The organism is Synechococcus sp. NOUM97013 (assembly GCF_014279815.1).
Lineage (GTDB): Bacteria > Cyanobacteriota > Cyanobacteriia > PCC-6307 > Cyanobiaceae > Synechococcus_C.
The window spans coordinates 1,054,843-1,075,661 of the sequence record NZ_CP047941.1 but is presented as its reverse complement, the minus strand read 5'-3'; the positions used below and the strand labels follow the sequence as shown (position 1 = coordinate 1,075,661).

The window sequence follows — 20,819 nt, the reverse complement described above, 5'->3', positions numbered from 1 at the left end:
ATCGATGGTTATGACAGGGCTGATTCGGTCTCCTCGAGTCGATCCAGTAGCTGGGCAAGCCGCGCTGGATTCTGCAAAAAGAGCCAGCCCACCATTGTCTCAAATCCCGTGGCCTTGCCATAGGCCGCAGGGTCACCGCCGCGAGGACCACGACCGGCACGATTGCGTCCTCGACGGACCAAATCTCTTTCCTCGTCCGTCAGCCAGGGCTCCAAACGCTGTAGCGCTGCCGCTTGTGCATCGGCGCGAACTTCCGAGACCACCGCACGGTGAAGATCTTTGGATCTTCCCGCCTGACGGCAGTGTCGAAGACGTTGATGCAGCTCCCAAACGGCATCTCCAAGCCAGGCAAGCTGGAGCGGCCCCAGATCGGTCGCTCCTGCAGGAAGGGAGTGCTGCAGCCGGATCCAGTCGGTCAAGCAGCCAGTTGAGTGAAAGCGGATTCCAAATCGTTCACCAGATGCAGGAAGCCCTCGAGACGCACCAGCTTCACAGTCTGGGGCACGCGGGCATTGCCAACGACGACGAAACTGCGCTTGGCGTCTTTGCACTGTTTGGCGAGCTGAACCAGTGCACCAAGCCCGGAGGAATCAAGGAAGTCGATCTTGCTGAGATCAAACACTGCCGGTGAGGCGTTCGTCTTGAGAACGTCTCCTACATAACTGATGAACTGCTTTTCGGAGTAAGCATCCAACTGACCGGTGAAATGAAACACCAGACAGGAATCCTGCTGCTCAAAGCCGCCCCGGAGCGAAACCGTTAGTCGCTGCAGTTCAGTGATGGGACCAAACCTCCCGCTTTGCGTCGTGCGAAGTGTAGTGATGCTGCACCCCTCGCACCACGGTTCAGCGGCGATCTGACATCAGTGCAACGAACCTGGCGAAATGATGGTCAGCATCGTGGGGGCCAGGACTGGCTTCGGGGTGGTACTGAACGCCAAAGATCGGCTGGCTGCGATGGGCCATCGCAGCAACGGTGCGGTCATTGAGATTGAGATGCGTGACCTCGATTGTGTCGGCCGGCAGGGTCGCCGCATCCAAGGCAAAGCCATGGTTCTGGCTGGTGATTTCCACCTGTCCTGTGGTTCCGCAAGGGTGGTTGAGGCCTCGATGTCCGTAGCCCAGCTTGAAGGTGGATCCCCCCATCGCCAGTCCGAGGATCTGATGGCCAAGGCAGATTCCAAACAGCGGTAGATTCTGCTGCTGCAACAGCCCTTTGGCCAGCTCGATGCCATGGGTGACCGCTGCAGGATCTCCAGGCCCATTGGAGAGGAACACGCCCTCGGGCTGATGGGACAACACCGTGTCAAGGTCTGTTGATGCCGGCAGAACAATCACCGAGCAACCGTGACCGACCAGGCGATCAAGAATCGCGCGCTTGATTCCGAAATCGATGGCCACCACGCGGTAGGGATCCTGGGGTCTCCCGCTCTGAAGACGCCGGTCAAAATCCACAGCGCAGGGCTCACTGCAGGAATAGGGCTCAGAGGTCGTGACCTTGTCAGCCAGGTTCAGGCCTTCCATCGACGGAGCCGACCGCACTTGCTCCAGCAGCTCTGCTGGTGAGCGACCATCGGAACTGATCACGCCATTCATGGCACCGGTCTCGCGCAGATGGCGGACCAGAGCACGCGTGTCGATGCCATGAATGCCGATCACGCCATGGCCCGCCAACCAGTCCTGAAGACTTTGCTGAGAGCGCCAATTGCTGGCCAAGGGAGCCATCTGACGCGCGATCAGCCCTTTGGCATGGGGCTTGTCAGCTTCCTGATCGTCCGGATTGACACCGGTGTTGCCCAGCTCGGGGTAGGTGAAAGTGACCAGTTGCCCCGAATAACTGGGATCGGTCATCACCTCCTGATATCCGGTCATTCCCGTGTTGAAAACGACCTCTCCCACCACGCTGCCAGGGGCTCCACACGCCAGCCCCGTAAACACCGTTCCATCGGACAACACCAGCAACGCCGGCTCCCTGGATGCAGCAGCAGTCATGAGCAGACCGGTCCCTTCAGCAACGCTCGTGTGCTCATCCTCCCTCGGCGGGGGTCAGGGCCTTGCTCAAACGCTGAAGGCGATCCCAGGCCAAGCCATCTCGCAGCACCAACAGCGCCTGCTGAGCTCCGGCTTTGAGATCCATCTCGACACCGGCGACCCAGAGCACGAGTGCGGTGTTGAAAGCCACCACTTCAGACTGCGCCTTGGTGCCACGGCCCTGAAGCAGATCACTGAGGATGGCCTGATTGCAGGCGAGATCACCTCCTCGCAAAGCCTCGAGAGGAGCCTCCTCAAGCCCGAGATCGGCAGGCGAAAGCATCTCACTGCGAATGACCCCATCCTCAAGAATGCGCACCGGATTGGGGCCAGCAAGGGAAGCTTCATCCAAACCGCCCGCTCCATGCACTACCACGGCGCGCTTCTGGCCGAGCGCGCAGAGGGCTTCAGCCATGGGATCGAGCAGATCATCCGTCGCAACACCCAGCACCTGGCCATTGGGCCTTAGGGGATTGACGAGCGGACCCAGCAGATTGAAGACGGTACGTACGCCGAGACTGCGACGCAAAGGCGCCAGGCTCACGAGAGCAGGGTGCCAGGCAGGGGCAAACAGAAAGGTCACACCAGCCTCAGGCAGGGCCTCCACCACTTGTTGCGCAGGAGCTTTGAGATGGAGACCCAGACCTTCCAACACATCCGCTGAACCCACCTTGCCGCTCGCGCTGCGGTTGCCATGTTTGGCCACATAGGCACCGCATGCTGCGGCGGTGAAGGCCACAGCCGTTGAAATATTGAACGTGTCGGCACCGTCACCACCAGTGCCACAGGTGTCGACCATCAGCAGATCGGGCCGCGCACCCGGCAAAGGACAGGCTGCGCGCAGCACCGAGGCCATGGCCCCAAGTTCAGCACCATTCACACCCCGCGCCCTCAGGGCCGCCAGAAACGCGCCGGTCTGCACGGGTGTGAGGTCTTCCGATAACCAGGCCTCCATCAACGCCGAAGCGTCATTGGGGCTGAGCACACCTCCATTCAACAGATGCTCCAGAGCCTGAGGCCAGGAAAGAGTCGAAGAGACCATGGATGTGGAGAGAAGAAGCCTGAGCCCGGTCAGACCACAGGCAGAAAAAAGCCCGGGTGCAGATGCACTCCGGGCCGGGTGATGGGGACATCAACACTATCCCTCAAAAAGGAAAGGATGGCCAGTTCGCTGAGGTGCGAACACGCAGACCATTGGCATCGCCATGGGGGAGATCCCATCGGTGAGATCTGGTCAGTGCCTAGGTTGATGGCTGTACAGGGACCGCGATGGCCGCCTTTCGCCTCGATCTGATCGGCCGGTATCTGAAGCCTCACCGACGCAAGGTGATGCTCGGCGCGATCGCGCTGGTGGTGGTCAACATCCTCAGTGTGACCATCCCTCTCGAAGTGAAAGGGGTCATTGATGACCTGCAGGAAGGCTTCGCCTACAGGGACGTGTTGGCTCAGGCCGGCTGGATTGTGCTGCTGGCCACCACCATGGGGGTGGTGCGTTTGATCTCCCGGCAGCTGGTCTTCGGTGTCGGGCGACAGGTGGAGGTCGAACTGCGTCAGAAGCTGTTCGATCACATGCTGCAGCAGGAGCCCGGATGGGTTCAACAGACAGGCAGTGGCGAAGTGATCAGCCGTGCCACGAGCGACGTGGAGAACGTGCGCAGGCTGCTGGGCTTCGCCGTTCTCAGCCTCACGAACACCGCCCTGGCCTATTCCTTCACGCTGCCAGCCATGCTGAGGATCGATCTTGGCCTCACGCTGGCTGCGATCGCGCCATACCCAGTGATGCTGGGAGCCGTGCGCCTGTTTGGCGGGAGGATGATGCGCCAGCAGCGCCGTCAACAGGAGGCTTTAGCTGGGCTCAGCGAACTGATCCAGGAAGATCTCTCCGGCATCGCTGCTATCAAGATTTACAGCCAAGAACAACAGGAACTGGAAGCGTTCAACCAACGCAACCGCAGTTATCGGGATGCTGCCATCCAGCTGGCACGGACGCGCAGCACGTTATTCCCGCTGCTGGAAGGGATTTCTTCGATTTCCGTTCTGCTGGTGCTAGCCCTCGGCAGTGTCCAGCTTCAGCAGAACACGCTGTCGATCGGAAGCCTTGTGGCTCTGATTCTTTACGTGCAGCTTCTGGTCATCCCAACGGCTCTGCTCGGATTCACCCTCAACACCCTGCAGACCGGCCAGGTGAGCCTCGAGCGGGTTGAAGAACTGCTCTCCCGTCGCCCGATGATCCGCAACCCGCGCGATCCGGAACTGCTGGAACTTCCTGTGCGGGGTGACCTTGAGGCGCGCAATCTGCACATCCGCTACGACGGCAGTGAAACGGACACATTGAACGGTCTCAGCTTCAAGATTCGATCGGGAGAACTGGTTGCCGTCGTTGGACCTGTGGGCTGTGGCAAGACCACCCTGGCCCGAGCCCTTGGCCGCATGGTCGACGTTCCGGAAGGTCAATTATTTCTAGATCGTCACGACCTCACCCGCTTGCGACTGAATGATCTGCGCGATCAAATCGCTCTGGTTCCACAGGAGGGATATCTGTTCACCAGCAGCCTTGCCGACAACCTTCGCTACGGGGAACCCGACGCATCGATGGAACGTGTTGAAGCGGCAGCGGAACAGGCGCGTTTGCTGGGTGACGTCCGCGGTTTCCCTGATGGCATGAACACCCTCGTGGGTGAACGAGGCATCACCTTGAGCGGTGGTCAACGCCAACGCACGGCTTTGGGACGAGCTCTCCTGCTCAAATCCCCGGTGTTAGTGCTTGATGACGCCCTTGCCAGCGTGGACAACAACACTGCTGCTGAAATCTTGGCCTCGGTTCGCCGTCAGACCAACCGAACGATCGTGATGATCAGTCATCAGCTTTCGGCTGCCGCGGCCTGTGACCGGATCCTTGTGTTGGATCAAGGACGTTTGGTCCAGCAGGGTCATCACGCTGAATTGATCCAACAACCGGGCCTGTACCGCAGTCTCTGGGAGCGGGAACAGGCTGCAGAACGGCTGGAGTCAGTTGCCTGACGCAACGCTTGCGCAATGAACGGGCGACAAATTCCGTCGCAGTGGCTTAGCTGGAGGCACTGCCTCCGAATCATGACGTCAGGCACCCCGTTCACAGTTCGCTGCACCCTCACCTTCGGTGACATCTACGGTCAGATCCTGGCCTGGATGGCTGTGATCTTCGTCAGCCTGGCCGCAGGACTGGCCCTGATGGGCTCATCGCGTCCGCTGTTCGCGCTCGTCGGCGTGGGCCTGATTCTGGTGCTCAGCCTGCCGTTTCTGCTGTTCGCATTCGTGACCACCCTGCTCAATCACATTCGCTTCGACCCCGCCAACTGATTACCGATCATTACTGCTGGTTGATTTACTGAGAATAGATCAACCAACAAACGAAGCTGATGAACATCGGTGGAAGCTAAGCGGCGCCTACAGATTGATCCGAAATGCAGGGAAGCGATCAAAAAAATGGTATGTCATCGTCGCCGATGGCTTTCTCGCCATCAGTCGTGTCTCACCCCATGGAGTTTCTGTCAATCGGGATTCAAGATTGCTGGCTAATAAAAAGCTCGCTGGCTGCGGATCATGGTGGCAGCGGTGAACTGAGCAAGCGGCGTGCACCATTTCTCAGCGACCGAGAGATAGAACTTCACGCATCAACGTCCATCGGTGACAAAACCTAGCTTGAGCGCATGAAAAAAATTCCAGTAAGAAATGATTTCAGCCTTAATTTCTCTGAATAGCAATCTGCAGTGGTGGAGAGATCACTCTTGACTGAGGCAACGGGCGAGTGACCGTGAATTGCGATTCATCAGATGGTAAGAACGCATTTTGCACACCACCTTGTTTTCCGAGCAAACCCTGTACGTTAAATATTAAATCGTCATCAATCGCGGCACTAAGCACTTCTGCTCGGCTACCAGCATACGCAAGGAAACTATTATCACGTGTGGAATTTCTTCCGTTATAAATTTCAACCAGCGAGTTTCCATCGAAACCACTTGACACAAGAATTCGATCAGCTGCATTTGCTGTGCTCGATGGCAGACGAGCGACTGATACGCCCCGATTATATCCAGTTCGAATCACATTGAATGAATTGAAGAGCGTCGGTCCAGCTGTCGTTCCGTTGTATCCCCTCACCTGAGCCTGAATACCGAAGCCGCTTCCCAAGAAAAGCTCCATGATGCCATCGGGATTGACTGATGACACATTGCTTCCACTCAAAGTGCCGACATCAGCCGTCTCAATTGTTACGCCGCCAAGGTACGTAGATCCAAAAGGTCGCAATTGTCTAAGCGGTCTTGGCCTGACAAATCCCGTTTCCCAGTCGGTGTCACCACTGAAAGCGCTTCCTAGCAGACTAGGGTTAGCAGCAGTCGATGACACTCCAAAGATGCTGACAAGCCCTCCAAAACTTTGAGCTGCAGCAATTTCAATTTTTCCGGCAGCTGTAATCGATCCCACTGAGATTTCTAAGCCACTGGTGTAATCTGCTCCAAACGGGAAGAAATTATAAGCAATGTTTTCAACAGCTCTATCGTCGATGAGCTCCCAGACCCTGACTTCACCCGGTCGACCCGGTCCTGGAGCAGTAATGATGTCAGGCTCGCCGTCACCGGTGACGTCCGCGCCATACACCCGAACACCACCGTTGAAGCTTGGCTCGAACGCAAAAAAGGGATTGAATCTGTCAGCACCTGTAACTGGATCAATGACGCGCACTAACGGTCCCGTCGGATTACCAATGCCTGTACCGATAATGATGTCATCTTTTCCATCAGACTCTACTGTCTCATCAGAAACGATATCAAATTCATTAGTAGAATGAGATCCATTATCTGACTTGATCGGAGTTAACTGGAAAATATCGTATATGTAGTCTTTTGCAAGACTAGTCAGCACATTATCGCCACCAAATGGGTGAATATCTGTGAAATAATTTGGCCTAGCTGGCGGATCAGAAAATACATTACTATCCCATAAACTTGGCGAAGAGATATCCATATTAGCAACTAGAATTCATTCAAACTTTAGCTTTGGAGCAAATCTTCTGGCAACTATATCCGCATTTGCCCATTCGGCGCGTCTCCGCCATTACATGAACAAGCCGATCTTCATTGGCAGACAGGCAGAAGGCACAAGGCCATGCAACAGGACAATCCAGAACCGTCAACCCAAGATGTTCCGCCTTTTGCTTCCTAAAACTCTTTGCAAATGATAAGCAAAAATTGTCAGCGGTAGCGCAAGCGAGCAAGTATTTAGCCAGTGCGTCGAGGGACCGTAAGTAGATGTAGCGCCAAAGAAGAGTGAGACTATACTTACAGTGTTTTATTTTTTTATGGATTAATTTGACGACAGGCTGAGTGATTTTTTGTTAGCAATGGCACCAGGCATTGAGGGCTGATTAATAGAGTTGGTCAGACTTTTGAGACAATGAAAATCACCTACCAAAACGCAGGAGTTTGAAGGCGTAAGTTTCGTCTCACTGTAATCTCATCAATCGTGACACCTCGCTAACCACCCGTATCCGTCCGCCGCCGCACCCTGCAGCTCCTCTCTCCACAAGGAACCCTGTTTCTTTGGCGATATCAATCACAGCGTCAGGGAAGACTGATGCTATGAGCTTTTCCTGAAGGCTCGTACATCAGATTTAACCAATTCTAGAAAGGCTTTGAGTTGCTCTTCTGACATTGGAGGTCATGGAACTACAACCAAGTATTGGCCCCTATCAGGAACGCGATATCTCAGCCTCTAGCAAAGCAACCAAAACCGTCCACATTCACGGATGGAATGATGGGGATGCCGGGAAGCAGATCTGCCGATAAAAAACCGATTGGAGCAGAACCTGCCAGGCATTTTCTCAAGGATTTCTTTGAAAGTTGCGTTATTTCCTGTACTAGCCGAACCCGCGCACAACGCATCCATCTCGTTGCTGCGGTCAGTTAGGGGAGTTCGGTGGGCGAAATACTGCTGGATCACATCCGCCTGGATCCCCAGACATCTGCCTAGGGTTGCAATCGCGACATCAATCCCATGCTGCCCAACTGGCTGACGGGTTCTCAGCAAGGTCAACAGAACAACAACGCCGAAGCCCGCCACGTGGTTCTAGGCACTCCTCTCCACGCACCCTTGATGGACGACCAAGAGGAAATAATCTTTGGTTGTGGATGCTTCTGGGGTGCTGAAAAAGGTTTCTGGCGACTGCCCGGAGTCGTCTCAACAGCTGTGGGCTATGCGGGGGGGCAGAGCGAAACTCCCTCCTACGAGCAGGTCTGCAGTGGCAGAACAGGTCACACCGAGGTCGTCCGTGTCGTCTGGAGCGCACCAGCCATCGATGTGAGTGATCTGCTCAAGCTGTTCTGGGAATGCCACGACCCCACCCAAGGAGACCGCCAAGGCAACGACCAGGGCAGTCAATACCGTTCAGCGGTGTACACCACCAACGCCCGTCAGATGGAGTTGGCCCTTGCCAGCCGTGACTCCTATCAACGCCAGTTGTCGGAAGCCGGCAAGGGGACCATCACCACTGAAATTGCTGCAGACCGCACCTTCTATTTCGCTGAGGCCTACCACCAGCAGTACCTGGCCCGTCCCGGCAGCAGGCCCTACTGCTCTGCCATGCCCACCGGACTGGCGCTGGGAGAATTTCCAGGAGCGCAGTACCGACTGCCTCGCCAGGTGTGGTCGCACTACGACTGGAGCATCAGCCACTGCATCCTGCGTGGTGACAACCGTCCGATTCAGCTGCAGGCATGAATGAGCCGCTACCCGACAGAGTTGTTCTGGCGGTGATCGCCTTGACCATCGTGCTGGTGATCGGCATGGCGTTTCTGTTTCGTCCCGGCTCCGATCAGGACCGCCCCTTTCTCTGGAAAGACACAACACCGCCTTCGACGATCGAGTCACCCGTTGAGGGATCCCTGGCGATCTGACCACTCCTGCGCCTCTCGGCAGAGAGACCTGCCAAAGTCAAAAGGGTCTGGTTCCTTCGAGCGCCTTGCCGTCCCCTGCCGAACCGCAAGGCCCCCGTCGCCTGCATCCGCTGCCAAGGGGGCTCGTCGAGCTGTACGGGTTGATCGCCGTGCTGGTGGTGTTGATTCCCGAGTGGATCGCCGACGGCACGCTCAATCTCGGGGAAACCAGCTCACGCTCCAACCTGCCGATGGCGTCGAAGGCCTGGAGAACGCTTCCCGAACTCCAACTGGCCTCGATGAACCTCTGCTCGCTGCGTGCGCTGGCGCGAGAACTGCGTGTTTGGGGCTATGCGAGTGAAAACCGAGAGCAACTCACAACCCGACTTCTGACCCGGATTAAACGACGCACCAGACGGGGCAATGCCCTGTGATAGCTTGCATTCGCCGTCGGGGCGTGGCGCAGCTTGGTAGCGCACCACTTTGGGGTAGTGGGGGTCGTGGGTTCAAATCCCGCCGCTCCGATTTGACGATCCATCTCCCAATGAAGACCTCTCTCCTGAGAGGTCTTTTTTTTGGGTTGATCACGACCGCAGCTCGTGAATGATCGCCTGTGATCAATGCTTGCGAAGCTCAGAACGCTTGGGATGGGTCATCACCAGATGCCGTTGCTGGTCCAGCAGCAGCCAACCCTCATCCTTCAACTGACCGATGATCCGGGTCACCGTGACCCTTGTGGTGCTCAGGGCATTGGCCATATCTTGATGGGTGAGCCGCACAGGCAATCGCAATCCGTGCTCACAGGGCTGTCCGTAATCCACAGCCAACAACTCCAGAAAACCGCGAACACGTTCTTCGATGCGACGGAGACCCACCACAGCAAGCAGGTGAGTTGCCTGTCGCTGCCTCAACATCACCGTGCTGAGCAAATCCTGAGCCAACCCAGGAGAGTCATGAATCTCCTCAATCGGGATGCAAAGCAAATCACAGTCGCTCAAGGCGATGGCTTCAAACGCAGGCACATTGCTCAGGGGCTCACCGAATGATTCATTCGGCCCAGCCAGGCCCAACATCAACTCATCACCATGCACCGTCAGCGCACCCAGCCTGACCATTCCCCGCACAACGATCCACAAGCAAGATTTGTGCAGAGGAACTGTGCTGCCGGAGGAAAGATGAACCAGATGGCGTTTTTGGAAATTGGATTCCAATCCCCGCCGAAAGGCATCTGACGAATGAAACGTCTTTTTCGGTGCACTGAACATGGCATCAAGCGTGTCCTAAATAACACTATTAGCCTTGCCTGAAGCTAGTCACCAAGAGCCGGCAAACAGATGCTTATGAGGCGCTTAAGACCAGTCAATGCTTTGATTAATTGCGTAAACGAACACGCTTAGTTCTATTAACAATAGAGCACTAAATTGCAATCTTTGCAACTGCAGCTCGCGCTGTTTCAAGGATGAGGCCACGCAATGGAATCCATCCATAGCCTGCGGCCTCACGCTGTGCTTGATCACTCAACAGGAACGTGATCACTGCTTGAACAGCTTCTGTACTTTCTCGATTGCCTGAGCGGTAAGCCAACAACCAGCTGAGGCGTGTAATCGGGTAAGCACCCTCGGCGACGGGATTGGGGGCAAAGCCAGCCAGATTGAAATCCAGAGCAATGGCATTCAAAGCTGCCGCACCTGCTGCAGGTGAAGGCAGCACGAATTCACCTTTTCGGTTCTGAACTGCAGCAGCTCTGAGTGAGTCTTGCATCGCCGAACCAGGGAGATAACCCATCGAGCCCTCCTGTTGAGTCAGACGTTCAGCGACCCCGGCAATGCTGCGTACAGCCACGGCATTGCGACCAGGCCAGAGCACGATGTTGTCGACTCCAAGCGTCCATTGGGTTGAAAACAGTTGCATGGACTGCGTCAACGCCAAAGTGGCACTGGATGCATCAGCCGGGTGGATCCAAGCAATCGGACCTGACGCACAACCGAACCGCTCCCAGTTGGTGATTTCGCCCATGGCCAGCAGCACGAGCTGCTCCTGGCTGAGCTTCAAATCACAACCTGGCTTGTTGTAGGCAATGGCAATCGCCTCACCCACCACTGGGATCTGAACCACTCCCTGTTTCACCTTGGCCATGTCCTCTGGCCGCATCGGTGAATCCGAGACTCCGAGATCAACACGCTGAGCCGTTAGGCCAAGGCGCCCAGACGCGGGGCGACCAACCTGGTAATCAACCCGTGGACCGCCAGAATCGGACAACTGAGCCAACAAGCGCTGATACAGGCGCTTTGGGGCGACATCACCAGACATCCTCAGACGTTGCGCCGATGCAGCGGACAATCCGGTGGCCGTTACCAAAGACAGGGATGTGACGAGACCCAGTCGGAGGCCTCTCATACAAATCCGCATCAGCATGATCTGAACCAATCAACAGGATTTATCAGCAGCACAGCCAAGCGATCAACATCTCGGGTGCAACAACCAAAAAGCACCTTGGGCGCCGAAGATTAACTCCGGTGATCAGAAGACTCACGGCAACGGCAGGGCAACCGCGTAGACACGGCATAACGCGTAAGCCAGCGATTCACGCGTGAACGCTGCCCGACTGGCACCTCTTTCAACAGCTGTGCCAGTTCCAGCGCTCCAAGCCGCTTGAGCTCCCGCACATCCACATGCCAGAGACATTCGGCCTCTCGAATCAACCTCGCCCAGGTCCGCACCTGCTGCCATCGCTGCAGGCGTGAACGAACCGTGAGTGAAGGCTTTGCAAAGGCCATGGACCCAGCCTGGCCAGCTGAATCCATCCCGTGGCAAACCTCCCATGAGGCTTCGGACTGCTGAAGCAAATCAGCACGCCATCGGTATGGCGTTGTCGACGGGAACCACAGGGAAGGCGAGCTCCTCAGCTTCCCTCTCCGAAAGACGCCTAACCCAAGCCCCTTTCACCGGATCATTCCAGCGGAATCCAGCCTCTCGAGCGAGATGCCTGTCGTCGTATGACACCTGAGCGCGCATCAGACAACGAGGCTCGAGCCCGCGTTCGATCAGCAGCTCCAAATCATCACAACGGCGAAACACTTCGGCCAGGTAGAGACAATCCGTCAGGGCACGATGGGCTGCCCAAACCGGGACGCCGTAAGCCAAGGCCAAATCAATGACCGATGGCCGCGCCCTGAGCTGTCGCTCCGCAGGCCAGCGAACATCCTCAAGCGTGCACAACCAGGGGCGTGATGCCGGGGGCAGCACCCCCTGGCCGAACCATTGGCGATCGAAGGCAGCGTTGTGTGCCACCAGCAGATCAGCACTGCTCATGAGCTCCTGGAAATAGGCCAGACCCTGTTGCCAGGGTTGTGGCATCCGCGTCACTGATGCAGGAATGCGATTGATCGCTTCTGCTGGATTGCTGTCGACAGGAAGCAGAAAGGACACCTGGGCCAGCACCTGACGTGATGACACGGAGAAAAGGATCGCCCCCACCTCGAGGCATTGATCCGTGTCCGAGTCAAGGCCCGTGGTTTCCGTGTCGACAATCAGCAGCTGTTCAGAAACATCGCCTTGTTTCCTTCGGGAATTAGGCAGTGGAGCGGCTGCAGGTTGATTCAGCTGGCGATCTGGAGCGGCTATGGATTCGGGTTGCCGCTTAGCCAGAGGCTGATCAATGGGAGGATCGGCAGCTTCAGTCGGCGTTCCCAAGACCTGAAGCAGATCCAACTGACCGGGCACTGGCGGGAACTCGCTCATGGTGAGGAGGAGGGAACGATGGGCCAGCCACCATTCTCTCGCCATCGCCGACCACTTCCTAGGGTTTGTGGGAACCACGACCTCCCATGGCTCTGAAGATCGGTGACCCGGCTCCATCCTTTTCCCTGGAGGATCAATCCGGTGAGACCAGACGCCTGGATGACGTGAAAGGTCGGATTCTGGTGCTGTTCTTTTACCCCAAGGATGAAACCCCCGGATGCACGGCTGAAGCCTGCACGTTCCGGGATCGTCACAGTGAGCTCACCCGACTGGGTGCGGAAGTGTGGGGCGTGAGCGGCGATGACGCGGTGAGCCATCGACGCTTTGCGCAGCGCTACAACCTCCCATTTCCTTTGCTGAGTGATCGCACACAGTCGCTGCGTCGGGCTTTTGGGGTTCCCAAAACCTTTGGCCTGCTGCCCTCACGCGTCACTTACGTGATTGACCAGCAAGGCGTGATCCGTCACGTGTTCAACGATCTTCTCGATGGTCCAGCGCATGTGAAAGAAGCCGAAACCATCGTCCAACAGCTGGCGAAAGGGTGAACCGCTGGCAGCGTCGCGATCAATGCTGGTGCCTGTGGCCATCCACCGCCATCCGAGGCGTGGTGGAATTTGTTGGAGGCAGCTATCTCGCTGCCAGTCCCCAGATCAGTTACAAACGGCTGCTGGAGTCACTGGCTGCTGATCAACTGGCCATTCATGCCTGGAGCTATGTCCCCGGTTTCGACCATCAGTTGCAGGCGCGAGAAGCCTGGCAACAGTTGCGTCAATGCCGTCAGAGCCTCGAGCAACGCCTGGGGTATCCCCTCACAACCCTTCGCCTCGGTCACAGCCTGGGCTGCAAACTGCACCTCTTGGCACCAGATGGGGGGCGGGGCTGTCTGGGCTTAGCAGCTTTGAGCTTCAACAATTTCAAGGCTGATCGCTCGATTCCGTTGCTGGGTACCGTCGCCCCAGCCCTCGGGGTGGTGACGGAGTTCAGCCCAGGGCCTGAGGAAACCCTGAAACTGATCCAGCGCTACTACCTCCAGCCCAACAATCTGGTGGTTCGGTTCGGGGATGACGCATTGGATCAAAGCCCGGATCTTCTTCAGGCTCTGCAAAGCCGAGATCAGGATGCCAGTGAATTTCTGCAGATGTCTGGAGATCACCTCACTCCCGCCAGTGCTGGCCTACGCCAGGGCCTGCTCGGTGACTGGGCCGATGACCCAGCGAAGAAAAAGCGCATCCGCAGACTGACGGATGCGCTGTTGGCGAGGATCTGATTCGAGGCTTAGGCCCGAAGCCGATCCAGCACAGAGCGATCCTCGAGGGTGCTGGTGTCGCCACTGACTTCCTCACCGGCCGCCAAGGCACGCAGGATGCGCCGCATGATTTTGCCGCTGCGCGTCTTGGGCAGAGCATCACTGCAACGGATTTCATCCGGCTTGGCAATCGGGCCGATCTCCGCTCCCACATGGGCACGCAGCTCGGCGATGAGGGCATCGTCGGAATCACGACCCGACTCCAGCGTGACGAATGCAACAATGCCTTCACCCTTGAGGTCATCAGGTCGTCCAACCACGGCCGCTTCTGCAACAGCTGGGTGACTCACCAGTGCCGATTCAATTTCCATCGTGCCGAGACGATGACCTGAAACGTTGATCACGTCATCAACGCGACCCATCACCCAGAAATAGCCGTCTTGATCGCGACGAGCTCCATCGCCCGCAAAGTAGATGTGACTGCCATCCGCGGGGCGGATGTGCTCCCAATAGCTCTCGCGGAAGCGTTGAGGGTTGCCGTGCACGGTGCGCATCATGCCCGGCCAGGGACGACGCACCACCAGGTATCCACCTTCATCAGCGGCGCAGCTGTTGCCCTCGGCATCGACCACATCAGCTTCGATGCCAGGCAACGGCAATGTTGCTGAGCCCGGCTTGGTAGGAGTTGCGCCTGGGAGCGGACTGATCATCACGCCGCCGGTTTCGGTCTGCCACCAGGTATCGATGATGGGGCAGCGACCACCGCCGATCACATCGCGGTACCACATCCAAGCTTCCGGGTTGATCGGCTCACCCACGGTGCCGAGCAGACGCAGACTGCTCATGTCGTGCTGATCAGGCACCTCACGACCGTTCTTCATGAAGGCGCGGATCGCCGTCGGAGCGGTGTAGAAGATCGTGATGCCGTGCTTCTGAATCAGCTCCCAGAACGCACCAGGCTTCGAGGGTCGTGGAGCTCCCTCGTACATGACAGTGGTCGAACCATTCGACAAGGGTCCGTAGACGATGTAGCTGTGTCCGGTGATCCAGCCCACGTCAGCGGTGCACCAGTAGACGTCATCCTCACGGATGTCGAAGATCCACTGGAAAGTGAGATGGGCCCAGAGGTTATAGCCGGCAGTGCTGTGCACCACACCCTTGGGCTTGCCGGTGGATCCCGATGTGTAAAGGACGAAGAGACGATCTTCACTCGCCATCGGCTCGGCGGGGCAATCGCTGCCCTGCCCATCGACCTGTTCATGCCACCAAAAGTCACGGCCATCGACCATCTCAACAGGCTGTTTGGTGCGTTGCACAACCAGCACTGATTGAACAGACGGACAAGCACCATCCGCCAACGCTGCATCGACAGCTGGCTTGAGTGACACGGGCTTGTCCTTGCGGAATCCCCCATCAGCCGTGATCACCGCCTTGGCTTCACCATCGATCAAACGGTCTCTAAGAGCTTCGGCGGAGAAGCCACCGAACACCACCGAGTGGGGTGCGCCGATCCTGGCGCAGGCGAGCATGGCAATGGCCGCTTCAGGCACCATCGGCATGTACAGCGCCACGAGATCTCCCTTGCCAATGCCCTGGGCCTTCAGGGCATTGGCGGCCTTGCAAACCTCAGCGTGCAGTTCGCGGTAGGTGAATTTGCGCACATCACCGGGCTCCCCTTCCCAAATCAGCGCTGTCTTGTCCGCGCGATCCGTTTTCAGGTGCCGGTCGAGGCAGTTGTGGGAAATGTTGGTCGTACCACCCTCGAACCAACGGGCGAATGGCGCATCAGACCAGTCGAGAACGGTGTCAAAAGGCTGAAACCACTCCAGCTCCCGACGGGCTGCATCTCCCCAGAACGCATCTGGATCCTGTCGTGCGGCTTCGGCCAATGCCGTGTAAGCATCCATGCCACCAATTCGGGCGGAACGGGTGAAGTCGCTCGGTGGTGCGAAAACGCGTTGCTCATGAAGCACGCTTTCAATGGTGGATCCTTCGCTGCTCATCGGGGGTGTTCTAGTCGGGATGCAGGCTGTGACTGATTGCCGCTGACATCAGGTGTCAACAAGTGCCGGCAGATGCTGAGCAGCTTTCACTGATCACTACGCCGGTCGCAACGCATCACATCGGGATTGCCCGTTTTCGCCTAGATCAAAAGATAGATGCCACATCTCAGCCAGACAGAACCTTGGCTCAAACCTTTTCGAAGCACGACCTCCTGAACGGGGGTGAGAACCGATCAGACAGAAGATCAGTCCGCCTGGTCTGAGGTATGACGAAGGGCTGTTTCTTGCAGCTGCTGAACGGCGCAAATGGCCTCATGGGCAGGCCAGCCGTGCCGATTCATCAGCTCTTCCACCAGGTAGTCAGGCGAGTTGGAGATTCGTGCATTCAGTTCAGCAATCGCCCTATGATCCCGCGCTAAAGCGGAGAGCCGAAGCGATCTGAGTTGCTTGACGTTCGGCTGTTTCATGCATGCACTATGCAGGACTGCCTCCTCACAAAAACAAATCTTTCCCTTAGGGTCTCAACCTGTCTCGCCGGACTCATGTTGCAATCCCTGTTCTCTTTGGTTTTTGCGGCGGTCATGTGGGTCCAGGTACCGCAGTGGGCCAATGACTGGTCTCAATGCTCTGTGGATGCACCTGACGTGGATTGCCATTGGTACGTTGTGGCTCCTGACAACACCTTTGGCGAAGGGTTCAGCTGGGACCACGCACCTTGGTTCAGCGCGGAAGGTCTTCAAGATGTTGCCAACTTGAAAAACACCATGAAGGGCATCCACCTCAATGCCACTTCTGAGACTTGAGGCTGAAGGCAGCATCACCAACAATTGATGGGTGCATCCTCACTTTTCAGCGTCATCGCTCAACTGACGTTTTTGGTGGAGCAGTTTGCGAAGCCTGTACAGATTCATTTCGTGCTCCCCGCTACTCCAATGTTGAGGGAAGGCGACTCGAGCTTGAAGCTCCGAGATTTGATTGTTGAGTTCTCTCGTTGGGTCCTCAGACCTTGGAACGCTTACAGGATGGACGATCGCGGGCCTCAGTGCCATCAAAGCCTCCGTGACATTGATCTTGAGGATCTCGGCAGCATGAAGAGCCCTAGTCAGGCCTTGCAGGACTTTCCGGAACGTTGTTGAACGCTAGGGAGAGATCCAGAATGAAGCTTGTGCCCGGTGGGAGGGGGTCGCTTGTCTGATCAGCAATGGTTTGAGGAGAATTTCCGCCAACCGACCAGCGTCACCAGATCCTTGAGGGCTAAGAACATTTCGATCGGCTGCTGCAAGCAGAGATGCCCAATCTGAACCGACCCAGCGCAGCGCCCCAAGCCTGTCTGTTTGATCTGGATGGATTGTTGCTCGATACGGAGCCATTGCATGCGCGTGCCTGGTCCGAAGCAGCTGCTTATTTCGGCACCCAACTGACCACTGCACAACTGTTGAGCCTGCAGGGCCGCCGCAGACTCGACAATGCACGCCAGGTGTGTTCCTGGCTCGACTCATCAGTCACCCCAGATCAACTGTTGATGGTGCGTCAACCCATCGCCGTGAAGTTGCTGCCCTACGCCTCAGCCATCGACGGGGCAGAAGCCTTGATCAGCAGTGCGCAACGCTTCCACATCCCGATCGCCCTCGTCACAAGCAGCGATAAACCATCGGTGATGAACAAAATCACCCATCACCCCTGGCTTGGGCCATGGATGACCATGGTTTGCGGTGACGATCCCGAACTGAAGGCCGGCAAACCGGAGGGCGATCCGTATCTTTTGGCTGCGAAGCGGCTGAACGTCCAAACCGAGCACTGCTGGGCCTTTGAAGACTCTGAAGCGGGAACTCAGTCGGCGCTCACCGCAGGCTGCATCGTCTGGAAACTCATCAACGCCGGACCTCTCGAAGTCCCCAAAAAATCAATCCCTCAACAAGCAAACGGCGATCGCTTGACCCTGATAAGCAATTTGAACCAAGCGTGTCAGCACCTTGAAACGCTCATCAGCACAAGCTGATCAATACAAACGGCTGAGCACAAAATCAGGCAGTTCGATCAAAGCTGTTTTCGAAGCGGAGTCCGGCAACCAAGTCAACGCTTCCCGGGATTCCTGCGCGAAAGTTTCAGCCAGCTGACGGGTGCGGGCAATCGCATCGGACTGGCGAATGAAGGCCAAGGCCTCTTCAAGATCACCATCGTTGCTGAATTCACGCTCGATCAACACGCCCATCGAAGGGTTCTGCTCCAAGGCGTATAGCGCCGGTGCCGTTAGATAACCACTGGAAAGGTCACTGGCTGCAGGCTTGCCGAGCTGCTGATCATTGCCCGTGAAATCAAGGATGTCGTCCACCACCTGGAAAGCCAGACCCAGCTGGCGTCCGTAGCGATACAGCGATTCGAGCTGAGGGTCTGTACATCCGCTGAGAACACCGGCAGCCCGAGCGCTGTTGGCCACAAGAGAGGCGGTTTTGCAGTAGCTCTTTTCCAGATAGGACTCGAAGGTCTGGCCCGTGTCGTAGCGGAACAGCCCTTGTTTCACTTCACCATCAGCCAGATCCATGATCACTCGGCTGAGCAGTTTGACGACATCCAGATTGTCGAGATTGGCCAGATGCCAGCTGGCCTGAGCGAACAGAAAGTCGCCAGCCAGGACAGCGACGCGATGGTTGAAGCGGCTATGGACAGTTTCAACACCTCGGCGTGTCGCGGCTTCGTCGACCACGTCATCGTGAACCAACGAGGCCGTATGGATCATCTCGGTGATTTCGGCCAGCCTTCGATGACGGGGAGTCAGCTGGCCGTCAGCGGCTAAAGCCCGTGAGATCAACAGAACGATGCCGGGACGAAGCTTTTTCCCTCCAGCACTGAAAAGGTGCTCAGCGGCAGCTTGAAGGATGGGATGTCCGGCGCCGATCAGGCTCCGAAGATCGCTGAGCAGGATCTCAAGATCCGCCTCAACCGGCTGCAACAACTCGGTGACGGTGGTCATGAATCCCCTCGGTGCGGAGATCCTAGAAGGCATTGACCGATCACTGCAGACCCACCAGCTCGACCCTCGGCCGTTGCCCCAGCCAGGGGGTGGCACGGTCTGCAAAGCCATCGGCATCCGCAGTCACGCAGATGCGTGTCTCTGTCAACGCCAGAGGCTGATCCAATCCGCCGGGGATGGGCGTGCCCAGTAACGCGTCCAACTGGCTGGCAACACCAAGCGCTGGATCAATCAGACGAATGGAGTCCGGCAGCAGATTCGTGAGCAGCGGCACCAGCAACGGGTAGTGGGTACAACCCAAGACAATCGATTGCACAGAAGCCTCAAGCAGCGGCTGCAGGTACTGAACGGCCGCTTCGCGCAGCGCATCCGAGCGCAGATCCCCTGACTCAATCAGCGGAACGAAATCAGGACATGCCTGCTGCACCACCAGGGTTCCGGGATGCAGGGCCTCAATGCTTTCGCGGTAGGCACCGGAGGCCACCGTGGCGGGGGTGGCAAGAACCCCGACACGCGATTCGCGCACCATTGCCGCAGCGGCACCGATCAGGCCCACAACCGGGACGCCAGCCTGACCTTCCGTCACTTCTCTGGCCAATGCATTGGTGGTGTTGCAAGCCATCACCACCGTGGACACGTTCTGTTGACGTAGCCAACCGACCACTTCGCTGGCGATGGCGCGGATCTCTGATGGCGAACGGCTGCCGTAGGGCACCCGCGCCGTATCGCCGAGATAGATCACGGGCAGGGAACCATGCCGCTCCAGGACACGGCGGAGCACGGTGAGACCTCCCAGGCCGCTGTCGAACAGGCCAAGACGAATGCTCATCGCAGGCCCTGCAGATACTCGAGGATGCCGGTGGCGATCGCCAGTGACAAACGACGCCGATGTGCTGGATCGGCCAGGCGCGGCGAATCGATGTTTCCGGTCACAAATCCTGTTTCCACCAGGGCCGAGGGCATGGTGGTGCGGCGGATCACGAAAAAGCGGCCCTTGCGAACACCACGGTTCGGACTGCCGGGCGACACATTCAGCACCTGCTGCTGAATGTGGGCAGCCAGACGCGCGGAGCGCGGATCAGAAAAGTAGAAGGTCTCAATGCCGTTCACCTCGGGGCGCGACATGCTGATCGCATTGGCGTGAATGCTCACAAAGGCCGTGGCACCGAGGCGGTTGGCCAGAGCGACGCGCGGAGGCAAGTCCACATCCACTTCAGCCGTTCGCGTCAAGGTGACCTGAACACCCTTGGCTTCCAGCAAGCGAGCCACTTGCAGGGAAATATCCAGGACAATTTCAGCCTCACGAATGCCTCGAATTCCCACGGCCCCAGGGTCAGGTCCACCGTGGCCCGGATCGATGACCACCCGATAACGGCCGCGCGGCACATCAGGAAGCCCCGCCGCATTCACAGGCGTTTTGGTGGGTTGGATGCGCACGCCGCCCCACTGACCGGAACTGGCACGGTTCAGATCACCTTCGCCAATGGTGCGCAACCCCCGGGTCGGCAGGCCCTCAAACATCAACTTCCAACGATCTGGTGACGTGCCGATCAGCCGAAGCTGCCCCGGATCGAGTTGAACCCCAGGCTGAAACTCCACCACCAGCCGAGTCGCGCCCGGATTGGGCTTGCCCAGACGGACCTCACGAACGGGGCCGGAACCGCGCAGTTTGCGAGGTCGACTCAGCTCCCCTGGGAAATCGATCCAGACCCTGGGCCCCCGGCCCGCTTCACCCGCTTCGAAAAAAGCATCCAGGCGTGCACCCGTGGCCGTCCGCAGCTGCAACACACCGTCGCTGCCCAGTGACCAGGCCGCCAAAGCACTGGCAGCACGGGCTGGCAAAGACCACAACAATCCTGTGGACTGCACGGCAGCAGCGACCAGCAGAGCACTGAGACGACGGGGAAGCCGAGGCAT

The 20,819-nt window shown here is 57.5% G+C and carries 22 protein-coding genes and 1 tRNA gene; 10 read left to right on the top strand and 13 right to left on the bottom strand.

The genetic code is table 11. The features are described from left to right. Window positions 1–8 precede the first annotated feature (8 nt). The 4 genes from SynNOUM97013_RS05600 to trpD form a co-directional block, all read right to left on the bottom strand. On the bottom strand, window positions 9–419 hold the full coding sequence (locus SynNOUM97013_RS05600; RefSeq protein WP_186481136.1) for a ribonuclease III domain-containing protein: 411 nt from the start codon (window positions 417–419) through the stop codon (window positions 9–11). Beyond that, window positions 416–772: an STAS domain-containing protein gene (locus SynNOUM97013_RS05595; protein ID WP_186481457.1), complete on the bottom strand. Its 357-nt coding sequence runs from the start codon at window positions 770–772 to the stop codon at window positions 416–418. Before SynNOUM97013_RS05595 ends, SynNOUM97013_RS05600 begins: the two co-directional genes overlap by 4 nt. Before the next feature lie 73 nt (window positions 773–845). Next, window positions 846–1,991 carry a glutamine-hydrolyzing carbamoyl-phosphate synthase small subunit gene (gene carA / locus SynNOUM97013_RS05590; protein WP_186481135.1) on the bottom strand — a complete coding sequence of 382 codons (1,146 nt, stop codon included), beginning with the start codon at window positions 1,989–1,991 and terminating at the stop codon, window positions 846–848. 34 nt (window positions 1,992–2,025) lie between these two features. Continuing rightward, a complete protein-coding gene (gene trpD / locus SynNOUM97013_RS05585) occupies window positions 2,026–3,072 on the bottom strand; it encodes an anthranilate phosphoribosyltransferase (RefSeq protein ID WP_186481134.1) in 1,047 nt (348 codons plus the stop codon). A 227-nt stretch (window positions 3,073–3,299) separates the two neighbouring features. Between trpD and SynNOUM97013_RS05580 the strand changes: the two genes are divergently transcribed. Next, on the top strand, window positions 3,300–5,051 hold the full coding sequence (locus SynNOUM97013_RS05580) for an ABC transporter ATP-binding protein (protein WP_186481133.1): 1,752 nt from the start codon (window positions 3,300–3,302) through the stop codon (window positions 5,049–5,051). A 72-nt stretch (window positions 5,052–5,123) separates the two neighbouring features. After that, on the top strand, window positions 5,124–5,369 hold the full coding sequence (locus SynNOUM97013_RS05575) for a hypothetical protein (protein ID WP_186481132.1): 246 nt from the start codon (window positions 5,124–5,126) through the stop codon (window positions 5,367–5,369). 384 nt (window positions 5,370–5,753) lie between these two features. Here the strand turns inward: SynNOUM97013_RS05575 and SynNOUM97013_RS05570 are convergent, their stop codons facing one another. Further along, complete coding sequence (locus tag SynNOUM97013_RS05570; protein WP_186481131.1) at window positions 5,754–7,034, bottom strand: hypothetical protein; 1,281 nt, start codon at window positions 7,032–7,034, stop codon at window positions 5,754–5,756. A 1,029-nt stretch (window positions 7,035–8,063) separates the two neighbouring features. Here SynNOUM97013_RS05570 and msrA point away from each other — a divergent pair. The 4 genes from msrA (at window position 8,064) to SynNOUM97013_RS05550 (ending at window position 9,466) form a co-directional block, all read left to right on the top strand. Continuing rightward, entirely contained in the window at window positions 8,064–8,786 is a 723-nt protein-coding gene (gene msrA, locus SynNOUM97013_RS05565) for a peptide-methionine (S)-S-oxide reductase MsrA (protein WP_186481130.1), read from the top strand. Beyond that, window positions 8,783–8,962 (top strand): hypothetical protein, encoded by a 180-nt coding sequence (locus SynNOUM97013_RS05560; protein ID WP_186481129.1) that lies wholly within the window; start codon window positions 8,783–8,785, stop codon window positions 8,960–8,962. The genes msrA and SynNOUM97013_RS05560 overlap by 4 nt, the downstream gene beginning before the upstream one ends. Before the next feature lie 65 nt (window positions 8,963–9,027). Continuing rightward, on the top strand, window positions 9,028–9,375 hold the full coding sequence (locus SynNOUM97013_RS05555) for a hypothetical protein (protein WP_186481128.1): 348 nt from the start codon (window positions 9,028–9,030) through the stop codon (window positions 9,373–9,375). A 17-nt stretch (window positions 9,376–9,392) separates the two neighbouring features. After that, a tRNA-Pro gene (locus SynNOUM97013_RS05550) sits at window positions 9,393–9,466 on the top strand. 92 nt (window positions 9,467–9,558) lie between these two features. Here SynNOUM97013_RS05550 and SynNOUM97013_RS05545 read toward each other — a convergent pair. The 4 genes from SynNOUM97013_RS05545 to SynNOUM97013_RS05530 form a co-directional block, all read right to left on the bottom strand. After that, the gene (locus SynNOUM97013_RS05545) at window positions 9,559–10,206 is read right to left on the bottom strand and encodes a Crp/Fnr family transcriptional regulator (RefSeq protein ID WP_186481127.1); all 648 of its coding nucleotides are present in this window, start codon (window positions 10,204–10,206) and stop codon (window positions 9,559–9,561) included. Window positions 10,207–10,357: 151 nt separating this feature from the next. After that, window positions 10,358–11,338, bottom strand: coding sequence for a PstS family phosphate ABC transporter substrate-binding protein (locus SynNOUM97013_RS05540; protein ID WP_186481126.1), 981 nt, complete (start codon window positions 11,336–11,338; stop codon window positions 10,358–10,360). Window positions 11,339–11,448: 110 nt separating this feature from the next. Further along, window positions 11,449–11,718: a hypothetical protein gene (locus SynNOUM97013_RS05535; RefSeq protein ID WP_186481125.1), complete on the bottom strand. Its 270-nt coding sequence runs from the start codon at window positions 11,716–11,718 to the stop codon at window positions 11,449–11,451. Between the two features lie 70 nt (window positions 11,719–11,788). Continuing rightward, a complete protein-coding gene (locus SynNOUM97013_RS05530; protein WP_186481124.1) occupies window positions 11,789–12,682 on the bottom strand; it encodes a 3'-5' exonuclease in 894 nt (297 codons plus the stop codon). Between the two features lie 86 nt (window positions 12,683–12,768). Here SynNOUM97013_RS05530 and SynNOUM97013_RS05525 point away from each other — a divergent pair, with 86 nt between their 5' ends. Then, complete coding sequence (locus SynNOUM97013_RS05525; RefSeq protein ID WP_186481123.1) at window positions 12,769–13,227, top strand: peroxiredoxin; 459 nt, start codon at window positions 12,769–12,771, stop codon at window positions 13,225–13,227. Beyond that, a complete protein-coding gene (locus SynNOUM97013_RS05520) occupies window positions 13,224–13,949 on the top strand; it encodes a DUF1350 family protein (protein ID WP_186481122.1) in 726 nt (241 codons plus the stop codon). The genes SynNOUM97013_RS05525 and SynNOUM97013_RS05520 overlap by 4 nt, the downstream gene beginning before the upstream one ends. An 8-nt stretch (window positions 13,950–13,957) precedes the next feature. Here the strand turns inward: SynNOUM97013_RS05520 and acs are convergent, their stop codons facing one another. Then, window positions 13,958–15,931, bottom strand: coding sequence for an acetate--CoA ligase (acs, locus tag SynNOUM97013_RS05515; RefSeq protein ID WP_186481121.1), 1,974 nt, complete (start codon window positions 15,929–15,931; stop codon window positions 13,958–13,960). A gap of 542 nt (window positions 15,932–16,473) precedes the next feature. On the opposite strand from acs, the gene SynNOUM97013_RS05510 reads away from it, so the two are divergent. Together SynNOUM97013_RS05510 and SynNOUM97013_RS05505 are read left to right on the top strand one after the other, a co-directional pair. After that, window positions 16,474–16,734, top strand: a complete 261-nt coding sequence (locus SynNOUM97013_RS05510; protein ID WP_186481120.1) for a hypothetical protein — start codon at window positions 16,474–16,476, stop codon at window positions 16,732–16,734. A gap of 485 nt (window positions 16,735–17,219) precedes the next feature. Next, on the top strand, window positions 17,220–17,930 hold the full coding sequence (locus tag SynNOUM97013_RS05505; RefSeq protein WP_186481119.1) for an HAD family phosphatase: 711 nt from the start codon (window positions 17,220–17,222) through the stop codon (window positions 17,928–17,930). On the opposite strand, the gene sds is transcribed toward SynNOUM97013_RS05505, so the two are convergent. Genes sds through SynNOUM97013_RS05490 form a run of 3 tightly spaced genes read right to left on the bottom strand, consistent with a single transcriptional unit; the run spans window position 17,931 to window position 20,819 of the window. Then, on the bottom strand, window positions 17,931–18,902 hold the full coding sequence (gene sds, locus SynNOUM97013_RS05500) for a solanesyl diphosphate synthase (protein WP_186481118.1): 972 nt from the start codon (window positions 18,900–18,902) through the stop codon (window positions 17,931–17,933). Between the two features lie 40 nt (window positions 18,903–18,942). Further along, window positions 18,943–19,731 (bottom strand): glutamate racemase, encoded by a 789-nt coding sequence (gene murI / locus SynNOUM97013_RS05495; RefSeq protein WP_186481117.1) that lies wholly within the window; start codon window positions 19,729–19,731, stop codon window positions 18,943–18,945. Next, window positions 19,728–20,819: an N-acetylmuramoyl-L-alanine amidase gene (locus SynNOUM97013_RS05490; protein WP_186481116.1), complete on the bottom strand. Its 1,092-nt coding sequence runs from the start codon at window positions 20,817–20,819 to the stop codon at window positions 19,728–19,730. The genes murI and SynNOUM97013_RS05490 overlap by 4 nt, the downstream gene beginning before the upstream one ends.